The sequence below is a fragment of the Pseudomonas sp. TMW22089 genome (assembly GCF_022496645.1).
Classification (GTDB): domain Bacteria; phylum Pseudomonadota; class Gammaproteobacteria; order Pseudomonadales; family Pseudomonadaceae; genus Aquipseudomonas; species Aquipseudomonas paraversuta.
Genome location: NZ_SCFG01000001.1, coordinates 504,983 through 521,550, shown reverse-complemented (window position 1 = coordinate 521,550; position 16,568 = coordinate 504,983). Strand labels below are relative to the sequence as shown.

The 16,568-nt window shown below is 57.3% G+C and carries 17 protein-coding genes; 9 read left to right on the top strand and 8 right to left on the bottom strand.

The genetic code is table 11. The annotated features are described in order from the left end of the window. Positions 1-471: 471 nt before the first annotated feature. Together EQV90_RS02340 and EQV90_RS02335 are read right to left on the bottom strand one after the other, a co-directional pair. Entirely contained in the window at positions 472-1,965 is a 1,494-nt protein-coding gene (locus tag EQV90_RS02340; RefSeq protein WP_010656210.1) for a CoA-acylating methylmalonate-semialdehyde dehydrogenase, read from the bottom strand. A gap of 85 nt (positions 1,966-2,050) precedes the next feature. Further along, entirely contained in the window at positions 2,051-3,400 is a 1,350-nt protein-coding gene (locus tag EQV90_RS02335) for an aspartate aminotransferase family protein (RefSeq protein ID WP_003439338.1), read from the bottom strand. Between the two features lie 123 nt (positions 3,401-3,523). On the opposite strand from EQV90_RS02335, the gene EQV90_RS02330 reads away from it, so the two are divergent. The 4 genes from EQV90_RS02330 (at position 3,524) to EQV90_RS02315 (ending at position 6,926) form a co-directional block, all read left to right on the top strand. Beyond that, on the top strand, positions 3,524-4,444 hold the full coding sequence (locus EQV90_RS02330; RefSeq protein WP_003439335.1) for a LysR family transcriptional regulator: 921 nt from the start codon (positions 3,524-3,526) through the stop codon (positions 4,442-4,444). A 47-nt stretch (positions 4,445-4,491) separates the two neighbouring features. Further along, positions 4,492-5,142, top strand: a complete 651-nt coding sequence (locus tag EQV90_RS02325) for a TetR/AcrR family transcriptional regulator (protein WP_161719738.1) — start codon at positions 4,492-4,494, stop codon at positions 5,140-5,142. Positions 5,143-5,155: 13 nt separating this feature from the next. Then, positions 5,156-5,758, top strand: coding sequence for a YigZ family protein (locus EQV90_RS02320; RefSeq protein ID WP_203008912.1), 603 nt, complete (start codon positions 5,156-5,158; stop codon positions 5,756-5,758). A gap of 481 nt (positions 5,759-6,239) precedes the next feature. Continuing rightward, positions 6,240-6,926, top strand: a complete 687-nt coding sequence (locus tag EQV90_RS02315; RefSeq protein WP_240877703.1) for an SDR family oxidoreductase — start codon at positions 6,240-6,242, stop codon at positions 6,924-6,926. A gap of 43 nt (positions 6,927-6,969) precedes the next feature. On the opposite strand, the gene EQV90_RS02310 is transcribed toward EQV90_RS02315, so the two are convergent. Continuing rightward, positions 6,970-8,055: a calcium:proton antiporter gene (locus EQV90_RS02310; RefSeq protein ID WP_003439324.1), complete on the bottom strand. Its 1,086-nt coding sequence runs from the start codon at positions 8,053-8,055 to the stop codon at positions 6,970-6,972. Positions 8,056-8,276: 221 nt separating this feature from the next. On the opposite strand from EQV90_RS02310, the gene EQV90_RS02305 reads away from it, so the two are divergent. Then, positions 8,277-9,230 (top strand): adenosine deaminase, encoded by a 954-nt coding sequence (locus tag EQV90_RS02305; RefSeq protein ID WP_003439321.1) that lies wholly within the window; start codon positions 8,277-8,279, stop codon positions 9,228-9,230. A 34-nt stretch (positions 9,231-9,264) separates the two neighbouring features. Here the strand turns inward: EQV90_RS02305 and EQV90_RS02300 are convergent, their stop codons facing one another. Beyond that, positions 9,265-10,182 (bottom strand): LysR family transcriptional regulator, encoded by a 918-nt coding sequence (locus EQV90_RS02300; RefSeq protein ID WP_003439319.1) that lies wholly within the window; start codon positions 10,180-10,182, stop codon positions 9,265-9,267. Positions 10,183-10,305: 123 nt separating this feature from the next. Here EQV90_RS02300 and EQV90_RS02295 point away from each other — a divergent pair, with 123 nt between their 5' ends. After that, a complete protein-coding gene (locus EQV90_RS02295; protein WP_003439317.1) occupies positions 10,306-11,319 on the top strand; it encodes a zinc-binding alcohol dehydrogenase family protein in 1,014 nt (337 codons plus the stop codon). A 123-nt stretch (positions 11,320-11,442) separates the two neighbouring features. After that, complete coding sequence (locus EQV90_RS02290; RefSeq protein WP_003439315.1) at positions 11,443-11,613, top strand: hypothetical protein; 171 nt, start codon at positions 11,443-11,445, stop codon at positions 11,611-11,613. 1 nt (position 11,614) lies between these two features. On the opposite strand, the gene EQV90_RS02285 is transcribed toward EQV90_RS02290, so the two are convergent. Continuing rightward, complete coding sequence (locus EQV90_RS02285) at positions 11,615-12,811, bottom strand: multidrug effflux MFS transporter (protein ID WP_003439313.1); 1,197 nt, start codon at positions 12,809-12,811, stop codon at positions 11,615-11,617. A 145-nt stretch (positions 12,812-12,956) separates the two neighbouring features. Continuing rightward, entirely contained in the window at positions 12,957-13,157 is a 201-nt protein-coding gene (locus tag EQV90_RS02280) for a heavy-metal-associated domain-containing protein (protein ID WP_003439311.1), read from the bottom strand. Positions 13,158-13,302: 145 nt separating this feature from the next. Here EQV90_RS02280 and EQV90_RS02275 point away from each other — a divergent pair, with 145 nt between their 5' ends. Together EQV90_RS02275 and cueR are read left to right on the top strand one after the other, a co-directional pair. Further along, entirely contained in the window at positions 13,303-13,683 is a 381-nt protein-coding gene (locus EQV90_RS02275) for a hypothetical protein (RefSeq protein WP_003439309.1), read from the top strand. Positions 13,684-13,726: 43 nt separating this feature from the next. Beyond that, on the top strand, positions 13,727-14,131 hold the full coding sequence (cueR, locus tag EQV90_RS02270) for a Cu(I)-responsive transcriptional regulator (RefSeq protein WP_003439306.1): 405 nt from the start codon (positions 13,727-13,729) through the stop codon (positions 14,129-14,131). Between the two features lie 55 nt (positions 14,132-14,186). Here the strand turns inward: cueR and EQV90_RS02265 are convergent, their stop codons facing one another. Both EQV90_RS02265 and EQV90_RS02260 read right to left on the bottom strand, forming a co-directional pair. Further along, the gene (locus tag EQV90_RS02265; protein WP_003439305.1) at positions 14,187-14,990 is read right to left on the bottom strand and encodes a sulfite exporter TauE/SafE family protein; all 804 of its coding nucleotides are present in this window, start codon (positions 14,988-14,990) and stop codon (positions 14,187-14,189) included. An 8-nt stretch (positions 14,991-14,998) separates the two neighbouring features. Then, positions 14,999-16,564, bottom strand: a complete 1,566-nt coding sequence (locus EQV90_RS02260; protein WP_127195761.1) for a bifunctional protein tyrosine phosphatase family protein/NAD(P)/FAD-dependent oxidoreductase — start codon at positions 16,562-16,564, stop codon at positions 14,999-15,001. Positions 16,565-16,568: the final 4 nt, after the last annotated feature.

The window sequence follows — 16,568 nt, the reverse complement described above, 5'->3', positions numbered from 1 at the left end:
TTGTTGACTATCAGTCTGACTCCACAAGCACCCACACGAATTGCTTGATTCAGTTGTTAAAGAGCGGTTGGTTAAGCTTTCGCTCAACCGAGGCGCGCATTCTACAGCAGCCTCTGTTGCTGTCAAGCGGTTATTTTCAGATGTTTTCAAAGTTTCCTTTGTAACATCAACCACTTGCGCTTTCGATCTCTCGTTAGCGGGAGGCGAATTCTACAGCGTTACACGCTGCTGTCAACACCTCATTTCCTGCTTCGATGACTTGAAGCTGACACTGCCGAAGAACCATCCAACTCATTGAAACTCAAGGAGTTTTCCGTTTCGACTGCGCCGGAAGTGGGCGAATTATAGGCCGTTGGAATTCTGGGTCAAGGACTAATTTCACATTAGTGTCATATTGCCTTTAATGCCCCCAAAAGCAGAGGCCAGCCTGGCGGCTGGCCTCTCTTCATCTATATAGCGCTTTCGCGAGTCTTACAGACTCGGAAATGCAAACTGCGATGCCTCATGGCTAGCGCGTTGCGGCCAGCGCTGGGTGATTGCCTTGCGGCGCGTGTAAAAGCGCACACCATCCGGCCCGTACGCATGCAGGTCGCCAAACAGCGAACGTTTCCATCCGCCAAAGCTGTGGTAAGCCACCGGCACCGGCAGCGGAACGTTAACGCCCACCATCCCCACTTCAATCTCGTCGCAAAACAGACGCGCCGCTTCACCATCACGGGTGAAGATACACGTACCGTTGCCATATTCATGATCGTTGATCAGCTGCATTGCCGCTTCCAGGCTATTAACCCGCACGATGCAAAGTACCGGACCAAAAATCTCTTCTTTATAGATGCGCATCTCGGGTGTCACGCGGTCAAACAGGCAACCACCCAGGAAGAAGCCATCTTCGTGATCCTTGACGCTTAACCCGCGCCCATCAACCACCAGCTCAGCACCTGCCGTCACACCGTCCTGGACATAGCCGCTGACCTTGTCACGGGCCTGACCGGAAACCAGTGGGCCCATATCCAGACCGCACGAAGTACCTGCGCCAATTTTCAACGCCTTGATTTGCGGAACCAACTTGGCCACCAGTGCATCGGCCACTTGATCGCCTACACACACTGCAACCGAAATCGCCATGCAACGCTCGCCGCACGAACCATAGGCAGCGCCCATCAAAGCATTGACCGCGTTATCCAGATCGGCATCCGGCATCAATACCGCATGGTTCTTGGCACCGCCCAAAGCCTGAACGCGCTTGCCGCGCTTAGTGCCCTCGGCATAGATGTATTCGGCAATCGGCGTCGACCCGACAAAACTCAAGGCCTTCACTTCTGGAGCCTCGATCAATGCATCCACAGCGGTCTTGTCACCATGGACCACGTTCATTACGCCTTTAGGCAAACCGGCTTCCTGCAACAACTGGGCAATCAACAGCGTCGAGCTCGGGTCACGTTCCGACGGCTTCAGAATGAAACAGTTACCGCACACAATGGCCAGCGGATACATCCACAGCGGCACCATGGCCGGGAAGTTGAAAGGCGTAATCCCCGCCACCACACCCAATGGCTGGAAGTCCGACCAGGCATCAATGTTCGGTCCTACGTTACGGCTGTATTCGCCCTTCAGGATTTCAGGAGCAGAACAGGCGTACTCGACGTTCTCGATTCCACGCTTCAACTCACCGGCTGCGTCTTCCAGCGTCTTGCCATGCTCTTCACTGATCAACTGCGAGATGCGTGCTTCGTTCTGTTCCAGAAGTTGCTTGAAACGGAACATCACTTGAGCGCGTTTGGCCGCAGGCGTATTACGCCACAGCGGGAATGCTGCTTTGGCGGCATCGATAGCTTGTTGAATAGTCTCGCGACTGGCCAGTGGCACCTGATGAATCACTTTACCGGTCGACGGGTTGTACACATCGGCAGTGCGGCCAGAATCACTTACCATCTCGCCATTGATCAAATGTTGAATCGTGCTCATTGGAGCTCCAAAAAGTTGTCCACAGGCGCGAACAGTGCGCGCCTGTCAAAATTCAAAAAAGTCCCTTCTATATAGATAGAAGAAATCAGTCGATCTGATTCAGCGCTTCGCCGACCGCATCGAACAGGCGATCCAGTTCCTGCGGCTTGCTATTGAAAGTCGGCCCGAATTGCAGAGTGTCACCGCCGTAACGCACGTAGAAGCCGGCCTTCCACAACTTCATCGCGGCATCGAACGGGCGCACAATCGCATCGCCATCGCGCGGAGCAATCTGAATCGCACCGGCCAGGCCGTAGTTGCGAATATCGATGACATTCTTCACGCCCTTCAGACCATGCAACGCATTCTCGAAATGCGGTGCAACTTGCGCCACGCTCTGCACCAGGTTTTCTTTTTGCAAAAGATCCAGGGCCGCCAGACCCGCAGCACACGCCACCGGATGAGCCGAATAGGTATACCCGTGCGGGAATTCAACCGCGTACTCAGGCGTCGGTTGATTCATGAAGGTGTGATAAATCTCGCTGGTAGCAATCACTGCGCCCATAGGGATCGCACCGTTAGTGACCTGCTTGGCAATACACATCAAGTCTGGCGTCACACCGAAGCTGTCGGCACCGAACATCGAGCCTGTGCGACCAAACCCGGTAATCACCTCATCAAAGACCAGCAGGATGTTGTGCTGATCACAGATTTCACGCAGACGTTTCAGATAACCCTGTGGCGGCACCAGCACACCGGCAGAGCCTGCCATCGGTTCCACAAACACGGCAGCGATGTTCGAAGCGTCATGCAGCTCGATCAACTTGAGCAGTTCATCGGCCAATGCAATCCCGCCCAACTCGGGCATACCGCGAGAGAACGCGTTGCTGGCCAGCAGTGTGTGCGGCAGATGATCAACATCCATCATCGCCTGACCAAACATCTTACGGTTGCCGTTCACACCGCCCAGACTGGTACCCGCGATGTTCACCCCGTGATAACCACGAGCACGACCAATCATCTTGGTTTTGCTCGACTGGCCTTTCAAGCGCCAGTAAGCGCGGACCATTTTCACTGCGGTATCCGCGCACTCCGAACCCGAGTCAGTGAAGAACACATGATTCAGGTTGCCCGGCGTCAGCTCAGTGATCTTCTCGGCCAGCTGGAACGACAGTGGATGCCCGTACTGGAACGCCGGCGAGTAATCGAGGGTGCCCAACTGCTTTGAAACAGCTTCCTGAATTTCTTTGCGGGTATGCCCTGCGCCACAGGTCCATAGACCTGACAGTGAATCGTAAATTTGCCGACCCTTATCGTCCGTCAAATAGCTCCCTTTGGCCCCCACGATAAAACGCGGGTCACGATGGAAGTTACGGTTAGCGGTGTAAGGCATCCAGTGGGCATCCAGCTTGAGCTGGCTAGTCACTGTTATTTCGGCGTTTTCAGGCATGTTCATGGGCAAAACCTCGCAGAGCAGAAAGCGGCGTGGGATTGAAAGCGTTGTTGCAGCTAAATTGCCATGGCTATAAAGTCGGTGAAATCCAACTCTTCTAACCTTTAGTCAGGCCTCCACTAAACTATGAGCAGCCGTCGTCCCGATGCACTGGCCCAAGTCAGCGATTTTGATATTCGATTGCTGCGTATTTTCCGCAGCGTGGTGGAATGCGGCGGGTTCTCGGCGGCAGAAACGGTGCTCGGCATTGGCCGCTCGGCCATCAGTCAGCAGATGAGTGACCTGGAACAACGACTGGGTTTACGCCTGTGTCAGCGTGGGCGGGCGGGATTTTCTCTGACAGAAGAAGGCCGCGAGGTTTATCAGTCATCACTCCAGTTGCTGGGGGCACTCGAAAGTTTTCGTACCGAGGTCAACGGCCTGCATCACCACCTGCGCGGTGAACTGACGATTGGGCTAACCGACAACCTGGTCACCCTGCCCCACATGCGTATCACCCATGCCCTGTCCCAACTCAAAGAGCGCGGGCCCGATGTACAAATTCACATTCGAATGATCGCCCCCAATGAAGTAGAGCAAGGGGTTCTCGACGGCCGCTTGCATGTAGGCGTCGTACCCCAGGCCAGTGCGCTGTCGGGTCTTGAGTACCAACCGTTGTACAGCGAGCGCTCACTGCTCTATTGCGCTGTGGGCCACCCGCTGTTTTATGTCGATGATCGGCAACTGGCCGACCAGCGTCTCAACGAACAGGATGCCATTGCCCCGACTTTCCGCCTGCCTTCCGAGATCCAGGCGCACTACCAGGCACTTAATTGCACCGCCAGCGCGTCAGATCGCGAAGGCATGGCTTTTCTGATTCTGACCGGGCGCTACATCGGCTACCTGCCCGATCATTACGCCAGCCTGTGGGTGCAACAAGGCCGCCTGCGGGCCTTGAAAGCCAAAACCCGCTTTTATGACTTGAGTCTGGCCTCGGTCACACGTAAAGGTCGACGTCCGCATCTGGTGCTGGAAAGTTTCCTTGAGAGCCTGGAAGCGACGCGCTAACGTGAAACTGCAGCGAAAGCTCCCACAAAGATTGCTCTGGAAAACCTATGACCTTTGAAATCCCCGCCCACGATGGCAAGCCGGCTGGCCGTATTCGTCAAAAGAACGAAGAGGTCATTCTCAAGGCCGCAGAGGATGAATTTGCCCGTCATGGGTTCAAAGGCACCAGCATGAACACCATCGCGCTCAAGGCCGGCCTGCCAAAAGCCAACCTGCACTACTACTTCACCAACAAGCTGGGGCTCTATATTGCGGTATTGAGCAATATCATCGAATTGTGGGACCGCACCTTCAATACCCTGACCGCCGAAGACGATCCGGCCCAGGCACTCAGCCGTTACATCCGCGCCAAGATGGAGTTCTCACGCCAACAGCCACAGGCCTCCCGCGTATTTGCAATGGAAATCATCAGCGGTGGCGCCTGTCTGACCGAATACTTCACCCAGGACTACCGCATTTGGTTCCAGGGCCGGGCGGCCGTGTTTCAAGCCTGGATAGATGCCGGAAAAATGGACCCGGTCGACCCGGTACACCTGATTTTCCTGTTATGGGGCAGCACCCAGCATTACGCCGACTTCGCGACCCAAATCTGCCGCGTATCGGGGCGCTCGCGTTTGACCAGGCAAGACATGCAAGACGCCAGCGACAACCTGATCCGTATCATCCTCAAAGGCTGCGGCCTGACGCCTACCGTCTAAGTCTGGAACCGACATGCCTTCGACCCTCCTGGGTCTTTGCGAATATCGCGAAGAAATCCGAAAAAGCCGCTTTATCACCCTCGCCGCGCCGATCACCAATGCTCAACAGGCACAGGACTTTATCGAGCAACATAGCGACCTGAATGCCTCGCACAATTGCTGGGCCTGGAAACACGGTGATCAATATCGCAGCAGTGACGACGGCGAACCCGGCGGCACCGCTGGCCGGCCGATACTGTCAGCTATCGAGGCCCAGGACTGCGATCAGGTCGTGGTACTGGTCATTCGCTGGTATGGCGGCATCCAGCTGGGAACCGGCGGGCTGGCACGGGCTTACGGCGGCGGCGCCAACAAATGCCTGCAGGGCGCAGAAAAGCTGAGGTTGATTAGCCGTGTTGCGCTGGACTGCTCGTGCAACTTCAGCGAACTGGCACTGATTAAACTGCGGGTGGCCGAATCAGGAGGTTTGCTGATCAATGAAACCTTCACCGCCAATGGCGTTGACCTGCAACTGGCACTGGCCGAAGAACAGATCGCCCCTCTACAGCAACAACTGGCCAGTATCAGTCGCGGCAGGATTTTGCTGCACCGGCGCGAGCTCGGCACAGAGGAGTAAATACGCCATATCCTTCCCCCGGACTTGCCCACAGTCACTGTGCACCCAACTGTGGATAACCTGAGTACACAAGGCTGCAGCCCTTGTGTCACGGGCATTGCACAGGTTTGTACGTTTTTTGACCTGCTTTCTTCAAAACAAAGAAAATCTATTTAAAAACAGTCATTTAGACAAGGTTATCGCGGTTAGAACAAAGCAGCCCGGTGCTTATACCCCTCAACCGAAGTTGCACACAGTTACTGTGGAACAACCTGTGGATAACCCGTGCAAATACCCCGCGAATTCAATCTGCGTAACGCCTGCTTATCTTTGTACGTTTTTTAACCAAATCGATATTTAAACAACCATAGCCTGACGCGCCCTGAAACTCTCTCCTACCTGAACAAAGGAACAGGCCCACACCTCAAAGCTGGGCACTCGCACAGCGATGGAGTAAAAACCTTTACGGTGAATTCCCTTTAGCTCTAGAAGGACGCTACTCATGACAGCAAAACATGCACTGATTATCGGAGCTTCACGTGGATTGGGACTGGGCCTGGTCAAAGAGTTACTCAAGGACGGCTGGCAAGTCACCGCGACTGTCCGCGATCCCAATAAAGCCGACGCCTTGAAATCACTGGGCCAAGTGAGCATTGAGCAACTGGACATCGACAACCACCAGGCCATCAAGGCATTGAGCAACAGGTTGAACAACCAGGTCTTCGACCTGCTGTTCATCAATGCCGGCATCAAAGGCCCGGATGATCAATGGTCGGGCAACGCAACCCTGGCTGAGGTTGGCCAATTGTTTTATACCAACAGCGTGGCGCCAATTAATCTGGCGAAAGCGTTTGTCAGTAAAGTCCGAAAAGACAGCGGCGTGCTGGCCTTCATGAGTTCGGTGCTGGGCAGCATCACTGTGCCGGACGCGCCTGAAATGGCGCTCTATAAAGCCAGCAAGGCTGCACTCAACTCCATGACCACGACCTTTGTGCATCAGGAACTGGGGGAAAACAATCCCACCGTGCTCTCCATGCATCCGGGCTGGGTAAAAACCGACATGGGCGGCGAAGGTGCCGAGATCGATGTCGAAACCAGCACCCGGGGCCTCGTTGAACAAGTCAAAGCCTACGCAGGTAAAGGCGGCCATCACTTTATCGACTACAAAGGCCAGACAATTCCCTGGTAAGCAACCGCTGAGCCCGCTCCCGACGGACCGGGCTCAGCTGTGGTTAAAGCCCCAGCAACGACAGCATGATAAAAGTCGCAAACAGCACGAAATGGGTCATGCCCTCGATGGCATTGGTTTCACCGTCATTGAGGTTGATGGCACAGACCACCAGGGTAATCAGCACCATCACTGTCTGCACCGGGGTCATGGCCATCTGAAACGGCTGCCCGGTATACAGTGCCATTGCCTCCATCACCGGCACCGTCAGAATCACAGTGGACAATGAAGCGCCCAACGCCACGTTAACCACCGACTGCATGCGATTGGCCAATGCGGCACGCAGGGCCGTGAGGATTTCCGGCGCGGCCGAAATTGCGGCCACCACAATGGCCGTGATCACCGGCGGTGCGCCCGTGCCCTCAAGACCAAGGTCCAGGGTTTTGGACATCACCTCTGCCAGCGCACCAATCACGATAACCCCCAGTGCCAGCACGGTTACCGACAGTTTGAGGTTCGCCGGCTCTTCTTTGTGCTCACCCTTGCGGCGTTTCTTGTCCGGGTAGCTGTAACTGAAGAAGTAACTGTGCGGCCCGACCTGCATCCGCAAAAACAGGGTGTAGAGCAATACCATCGCGCCGATGGTGAAGGCCGAGTAAATTTTCCAGTCAGCCTCGGGGATAAACTCCGGCACCACCATGGACACCCCCATGGCAGTAAGAATCATCACCGTGTAGGTGCGGGCCGAATCATCGTTGTAGGACTGCTCGCCATGTTTGATCCCGCCCATCAGTGCCGCCAGGCCGAGAATGCCATTGATGTCGAGCATGACCGCAGAGTAAATCGTGTCCCGTACCAGGGTCGGTGATGCTTCGTTGCTCATCATGATGGCCAGGATCACCACCTCGACCAAAACGGCGGACAAGGTAAGGATCATCGTGCCATAGGGATCGCCGACTTTTTCTGCCAGTACCTCGGCGTGATGGGCCACGCGCATCGAGGCACACACAATCGCAGCCACAAGCACAACCCCTGCTGCCAGGGCGGTAATCTGGCCGTTGCTCAGTAGCCAATGCTCCAGCGGGTAAGCCAGCGCCACCATCACGATCGCCAGCAGCAGCAGTTTTTCGTCTTTCAATAGAGTCAGCATTGCGGGCCTTTTGCCAGTAAACAAACACAGGTTGATGGGTTACAGACTTCCACAACTTGCTAACGTTTCGTTACATGTTAGTTCACAGGCCCGCCCGTCCAGGTCTCTGTCACACCTGGCAACCGTACGCTGCGACAAATAGCTTGGTCGGGTTTTACCAAATGTGTAGCAGCACGCCTGTAGAATGCTGGGATCTGCACCTGATTTAATGAGAATTTTTTATGTACGACTGGCTCAACGCCCTGCCAAAAGCTGAACTGCACATGCATCTTGAGGGATCCCTGGAACCCGAACTGCTGTTCGCTCTGGCTGAGCGCAACAAGATTGCCCTGCCCTGGAACGACGTTGAAACCTTGCGCAAAGCGTATGCCTTCAACAACCTGCAAGAGTTCCTCGACCTGTATTACAAGGGTGCAGACGTATTGCGTACGTCCCAGGATTTCTACGACCTGACCTGGGCCTACCTGCTGCGTTGCAAGGCGCAGAATGTGATTCACACTGAACCCTTCTTCGACCCGCAAACCCACACTGACCGCGGGATTCCCTTCGAAGTGGTGCTTAACGGCATCGCCAGCGCACTCAAGGACGGCGAGCAGCAACTGGGTATCACCAGCGGTCTGATCCTGAGTTTTCTGCGTCACTTGAGTGAAGAAGAAGCGGAAAAAACCCTCGATCAGGCACTGCCATTTCGCGAAGCATTTGTCGCCGTTGGCCTCGACAGCTCAGAAATGGGCCACCCGCCGAGCAAGTTCCAGCGCGTCTTCGATCGCGCCCGTCACGAAGGCTTTCTCACCGTCGCCCACGCCGGCGAAGAGGGCCCGCCGGAGTACATCTGGGAGGCGCTCGATCTGCTCAAAATCCAGCGCATCGACCACGGTGTACGGGCGATTGAAGACGAGCGTCTGATGCAACGCATTATCGACGAGCAAATCCCGCTGACCGTGTGCCCGCTCTCGAATACCAAACTCTGCGTGTTTGATCACATGTCGCAGCACAACATTCTCGACATGCTCGAGCGCGGCGTGAAGGTGACCGTCAATTCGGATGACCCGGCCTATTTCGGTGGTTACATGACCGAAAACTTCCACGCCCTGTACACCGACCTGGGCATGACCCAGGATCAGGCCAAGCGTCTGGCGCAAAACAGCCTGGATGCACGCTTGATCAAGCCGTAAACCTGTTGTGGGAGCTGGCTGCCGGCTCCCACAGTCAGCCTTGACGGCCTCGGTCGCGGGCCAACCCCGCGCACCGCTCAACCAGCATGTCGTGTAATAACCTCACCGGCTTGCTCAGTTGCGCACGATGGCCGCACAGCAGGTTCAACGGCGCCCGCTCACAGGTCAGCTCGGGCAACAGCACCTTGAGCCGGCCCGAAGTCACATCCCCCGCTACATCCAGCCAGGATTTGTAGGCAATCCCGGCCCCGGCCAACGCCCACAAACGCACCACATCGGCATCGTCACTGAACCGGTCGCCACTGACCGTCAGCCCAAGCTCACGCTTGCCATCATTGAATTGCCAATAGTCGTGGACTCGCGTGCCGAGCATGTACAGCAGGCAATTGTGTTGCAACAGCTGTTCGAGCTGACGCGGCTCGCCCTTGCGCACCAGGTAGTCAGGGGACGCACACAGCACCCGGCGATTGTCTGCCGCCACCGGCAAGGCCACCAGGCTGGAGTCTTCAGGCTCACCGTAGCGCAAGGCGATATCTACCGGCTGACGGAACAGGTCGGCAATTCGGTCCCCCAGCAACAAACGCACCGTGAGCTTCGGGTGCTCACGCTGAAACTGATCCAGCCAGGGCAGCAGTAAATTACGCCCGAAGTCCGAGGGGGCCGACAGCTGCAGCACCCCACTGACCTGATCTTGCCCACGAGCCAGCAAGCGCCGTCCTTCATCCAGACTGCTTAATGCCGTACGCGCATATTCGAGAAAACCTTCACCTTCTGCAGTCAACCGCAAACTCCGGGTGGAGCGGGCCAGCAGCCGGGTATTCAGCTGCGCCTCGATGCGCTTGAGCGCCGCACTGGCCACCGCCGGCGACATGTCCATTACCCGTGCTGCCGCCGACAAACTGCCCAGGTCTGCGGCGCGAACAAACAGTTGCAGGTCATCGAAACGCAGCATTGAAAACACACCCGGGAATTATCAATAAAATATTGAAAGAGACTGCTGTTTTAGCCGGTTTTATCATTCCACGAAATAGCTAATCATGGTTCTACTTTCTTAATCTCCTTCAGGACTTGTCCCATGAAAGCTATCGCCTATTACCAGTCGCTACCGATTCAAGACCCCCAAGCCCTGCAAGACATCGAACTGCCAGAGCCGATTGCCGGCCCCCGCGACCTGCTGGTTGAAGTAAAAGCCATTTCCGTGAACCCGGTGGACACCAAAGTCCGGCAGAACGTACAACCGCAAGACGGCGAAGCCAAAGTGCTGGGATGGGACGTCGCCGGTGTGGTCAAGGCGGTTGGCAGTGAGGCGAGCCTGTTCAAGGTTGGCGACAAGGTGTTCTATGCAGGCTCCATTGCCCGCGCCGGCGCCAACAGCGAACGTCATGTGGTGGATGAGCGGATCGTCGGTCACATGCCCAAGAGCCTCGGTTTCGCCGAAGCCGCGGCGCTGCCACTGACCGCAATCACCGCCTGGGAACTGTTGTTTGAACGGCTTGGCATTAATGAGGGCAAGGTCGACCAGCAACAGAGCCTGTTGATTGTCGGCGCGGCCGGAGGCGTCGGCTCGATCCTGACTCAACTGGCCAGCCAGCTCACGGCACTCAAGGTAATTGGCAGCGCATCGCGCCCCGAGACCCAAGCCTGGGTACGGGAGTTGGGCGCGGACCTCATTGTCGATCATCGTCAGCCCCTGAGCGAAGCGCTCAAACACCAGGGCATCAACAGCGTTACCCACGTCGCCAGCCTGACCCAGACCGATCAGCACCTGGATCAACTGGTCGAAGCACTGGCTCCCCAGGGCAAACTGGCCCTGATCGACGACCCCAAGGCCCTCGACATTACCAAGCTCAAGCGCAAGAGCCTGTCGCTGCACTGGGAGTTCATGTACACCCGTTCGCTGTTCGAAACGCCGGACATGATCGAGCAACATCATCTGCTCAACCGGGTGGCCGAACTGATCGATGCCGGCACTTTGCGCACCACCGTCGGCGAGCACTTCGGCACCATCAACGCGGCCAACCTGCGCCGCGCCCATACGTTGCTGGAAAGCGGCAAGTCCAAAGGCAAGATTGTGCTCGAAGGGTTCTGATCTGGCATGACGCGAGGCTGAAAGCGCCAGTTTCAACCGTCAGTCAGAGACTTGATCCCTGACATATTTCACCGGGGATTCAGTAATACACTGGCCTCCTTTGCGAACCAAGGGAGGCCAGTAATGAAAATCCTGATAAAAGCGTTAGCAAGATCCCGTGACTGCCAATGGCAGGTTCAACTCGACCAGCAAGCCGTCAATTTTCGCAGCGAGGCCGAGGCTCGCGCCTTTGTCGACAAGCTGCAGTCCCGCCTGCAAGCCCCGCATGTACTGCCCGCACCTTTGGCGGGCTGATTCAGACCGGCTCTTGAGCGGCGATCCGGGCGCTATAGACACGCCGGGTCGCCATCCCGATAGCCACCGCCAGTACCCCGCACAAGGTGATCACCATCGCCATTGGCAGCGCCGTGCCGTCGTGCAACACGCCGACCAATGAAGCTGCGGCTGCGGCCACACTGAACTGCAAACAGCCGAGCATGGCCGAAGCACTGCCGGCCCGCGCGCCTTGCCCGCTCATGGCGCAGGCAGAAGCGTTGGGGATGATGCAGCCCAGGCTGGCAATACAGATAAACAACGGGATCAGCAACGGCCACAGCTGTTCTGTGTGCAAGGCACTAATGCCCAGCAACACCAGACCGGCCGCCAGATAAACCCACACCGTACGCGCCAGCAAAAAGGCCGGCCCGCGTCTGGCCAGCAACCGGGCATTGACCTGCGCCACCAAAATAAAGCCCGCGGCATTGCTGCCAAACAGCCAGCCGTAATGCTCTGCCGGTACGCCGTAGAGTTTGATAAATACGAAAGGTGAACCCGCAATGTAGGCAAACATCCCGGCCATCGCGATCCCGCCGGTGAGTGCATGCCCCAGGAATTCACGGTCCTTGAGCAGGCGGCCATATTGACGCAAGGCCCCCGACAAAGGCTGGCGCGGCACATTGGCGGGCAGGCTTTCCGGCAGACCCAGCGCCACGGCCACGGCCGCCAGAGCACTGAACACCGTCAACACGATAAAGATCGACTGCCAGCCATGCAGATTGACCAGCAGACCACCGAGCATCGGCGCCAGAATCGGTGCCAGCCCCATGACCAGCATCAGTTGCGAAAACACCTTGGCCGAACCTACCGCGTCGCATTTATCACTGACAATCGCCCGCGATAGCACCATGCCCGCGCAACCGCCCAGCGCCTGAACGAATCGGGCACCAATCAACCATTCCAGGGTGGGGGCAAATGCACAGGCCAGGGAGGCCGCAGTGAACAGGCCGACACCCACCAGCAGCGGAATGCGTCGACCAAAACGGTCTGCGATCGGCCCATAGGCCAGCTGGCCGATGGACAAGCCCAGGAAGTAAACCGCCAGCGTTAGCTGGATATGTTGTTCATCTGTTGCAAAAGCCTGTGCCATCGCCGGGAAGCCCGGCAGATAGAAGTCGATTGCCAAAGGACCGAAGGCGCTCAGGGCGCCTAAAATCAGGATTGTTCTAAAGTTCATCAGGTATCCAAATCGAGCTGCGGTTGGCGCAGCCCGATAGTCTAGCTGTGGTTACAGAACTTGAACATAACGATAGCCAGCTAGCTAATAAAGCAGACTGACCCAAGCGCTGCAGGCGCCACTGCGCGCCAGCAGAGGGCCTGCATTAATGGGCGGTACGCGCCTCGAATCCGGCATTGGTAATGGCGTCGATGATTTCCAGTGACGGCAGCACGCTCTCGACTTTTACGGTCTTGGTCTCCAGATCGACCTCAACTTTCGAATTCGGATCGATCCGCTGAATGGCGTTGGTTACCCCACGCACACAGCCACCACAGGTCATTCCGTCTACTTTGAATGTTTGCAAGATAATTGCTCCTTGGTTTGAGAGGCCTGCAGCTTTCACCTTCCCACCATGGCAAGGTCAAGCCCCGTGTTGCTATCGCGCGCTGGCAATCTGTCCCCCGCTCGGCCAAGCTGCAGCCATGGGATTTAACACAGGATACTTAGCCATGCGCTGGTCCGCTTTGAGCCTAGTCAGCCTTTTGGGTCTTGTCAGTGTGCCGCTATGGGCACATGCCGATCAGGACTACGGGGTTTTGATCATCTCCCGTGAGCGCCTTGAAGTACCGACCAGCTGCGAAGTCGGGGTGTATATAGATGACCAGTTGGCAGGGCGTTTGTTTCAGGAACAAACCCTGGCGTTCAATCTGCCGCCAGCCACTGTGGGTATCCGCCTCAAGCTTTTACCGGGCCAGGCGCCGGGCTGCTTGCCGGGCATGCTGGTACCGCCGGCCCAGCAATTCTCTTTAAAAGCCGGGGATGTGCGCAAATACCGCATAGCCCTGGGCAAGGACGGCATGTACCTCAAGCCCGCCAGGCTGGAATACTGATTGCGGTGCACACCCGGGAATCTTGAGTAATGAGGCGAGCGTCATGAATATCGGCCAGGCCGCAAGGCACAGTGGCTTGAGTGCCAAGATGATTCGTTATTACGAGTCCATCGGGCTGCTCAAACCCGCGAACCGCAGCGATAGCGGATACCGTCTTTACAGCGACGATGACCTGCACACACTGGCGTTTATCAAACGCTCCCGTGATCTGGGCTTTTCACTGGATGAGGTCGGCAAACTGCTGGCCCTCTGGCAAGACCGCCAGCGCGCCAGCGGCGATGTTAAAGCCCTGGCCCGTCAGCACATTGATGAGTTGAATCAAAAAATCCGCGAGCTGACCAGCCTGCGCGACACCTTGCATGAGCTGGTCGAAAGCTGCCAGGGTGACCACCGCCCAGACTGCCCGATCCTCAAGGATCTGGAGTCGGGCGCCTGTTGTACTCACTGAAAACACGCCGCTGTTGCTCCCGTCGCCTGTAATCCGGGCACCGAGATAGTACGGCTCAAAAAACCGTCATCAGCACTTTGCCGATCATCATGACGCTGACCAGCGCGCAGAGCACTGCAAACCCTTGCTGCATCAGGCGCTCGGAGACCTTCGGCGCAATCATCCGTCCGGCGATCATCCCGCCAAGGGTCGCACCGATAAACAGCGCCGCATCCCCCGAAAGACTGAAGCCCTGATACAACAGATGCCCCACAGTGCCCAGCGACACCAGCGCCACGACCATCAGCGACGTAGCAACAATGCCGTGCATAGGTACATCACTGAATTTCCGGAAGGCCGGGACAATCAAAAAACCGCCGCCCACCCCCAGCAATCCGGTGAGCCAGCCCGACACCGCACCAATGGCGGCCAGGGTGGTGGAGCACTTTACATCCCACTCCAGTCGCCCGGTGGAAGGGTTCACCCGACAGTTCTTGTGAGGCGCAGCCTCAGCCACGTGGGCGCAATCCGTTCTGGCCTGCATGAACATGCGCCCACTGACGAATACCATTACACAACCAAACATCGCCATCAGCGCGGTGCCCGGCAACAGCTTGGCCAGGTGCAGCCCGAACGGGGACGCCAGCCAGCCGGCACTTGCCATCAGCCCGGCCGCCTTGTAACGCACCAGCCCCTTGCGCAGACCGTCCAGCGCGCCCACTGCCGCCGCAATACCCACGGCCAGCAGCGCCACCGGAGTCGCCTCGAGCAGAGACCAGCCCAGGCCCAGCGTCAGCGCCGGGATGGCCAGAATCCCCCCACCTGCTCCTGTCAGCCCGAGCAACAAGCCCACCAGCACACCCAACACGATGATCAACATAATCTGGCTCAGTCCGCCTTGCAGTCAGTGAACCACTCGCGTCCCTTGAGCATGCCATTCCAGTAGAACCAGGGGAGCAAGGTTGCCTTCAGCAACCAGGCCGACTTGCGGGCCACGGTCGGGTCCAGCGGGAACGTCGGCAGCAGTTTGCCGCCATAACCGAACTCGGCCAGAATCACTTTGCCTTTTTCCACCGTCAGCGGGCAGGAACCGTAGCCATCGTAGCGCTTGGACAAGACGGCCCCATTGCGCAAGGCGATCAGATTGTCAGCCACTACCACCACCTGTTTGCGGGCTGCTGCGGCAGTCTTGGCATTGGATGTGCCGCACACATCGCCCAGGGCGAATATGTCTGGATAACGCGGATGCTGCAGGGTCGCCGGGTCGGTCTCAAACCAGCCGGCTTTATCCGCCAGCTCACTGCGCCGGATAACATCGGGGGCCTGTTGCGGCGGCACCACATGCAGCATGTCGAACTTCTTCTCGACCCGTGTCACGTTGCCGTCTGCGCCCGTCACATCAAACCAGGCGGTCCTGTTCGGGCCATCGACCTTGACCAGATTGGACTGAAAGGCCAATTGGGCGTTGTAGGCTTCAACGTATTTCATCAGCGCCGGGACAAACGCCGGGACGCCGAACAGCGCTGCTCCCGCCAGATTGAATTGCACCTCGATCGAATCCAGCACCCCCTGTTTACGCCAATGATCACAGGACAGGTACATGGCTTTTTGCGGAGCACCGGCACACTTGATCGGCATGCCCGGCTGGGTAAACAGCGCTTTGCCGCCACGCAGGGTGCGCACCAGTTCCCAGGTGTAAGGCGCCAGATCGTGGCGATAATTGGAGGTGACCGCGTTTTTGCCCAAAGTCTCTTCCAGGCCCTCGATGTTCTCCCAGGCCAACTGCAACCCGGGGCACACGATCAATTGCTGATAGCCAAGCTCGGAGCCATCACTGAGCAACACCACCTTGCGTTGCGGGGCAAAAGCGCTCAGTGACGCTTTAATCCATACAACCTGTTTGGGCATCACTGTCGCGGTGGGGCGAACCGTGTCCTTGACCTCGTAGGCGCCACCGCCGACCAGTGTCCACGCTGGCTGATAATAGTGTTCGGTATTGGGCTCGATCACCGCGATGCGCAGGGACGAGTCGCGCTTCAACAGGCTTGCCGACACCGAGATGCCCGCCGAGCCACCGCCGACCACAACCACGTCGTACTGCTTGATTTCCGGGGTACCCAGAGTGGCCGCTTGATAGAGCTTCGAAGAGCGGTTACCGGTGCGACAGTAGGCCAGAACAGGGGTTGCCAGTTCGCCAAGCAGATGCTGCAACTGCTGCGCTTGCTCCGGTGTTGCGCCAGTGGTCTGTACCGGCAGGTAAACAAAGCTCAGGCCCAGGGCTTCGGCGGCTTGCTGCATCGAAGTGTGCCCGGGTTGTTCTGGCCCGCCTTCATGATCCGGCCGGTTGCAGATCACACTGCGAAACCCCAGCGCGGCTAAAGTATGGAGATCAGACTGCTCGATCTGACCCGTCACAGAAAATGACTCGTCGATTCGCTTGATGCTTTGCTCCATTGAG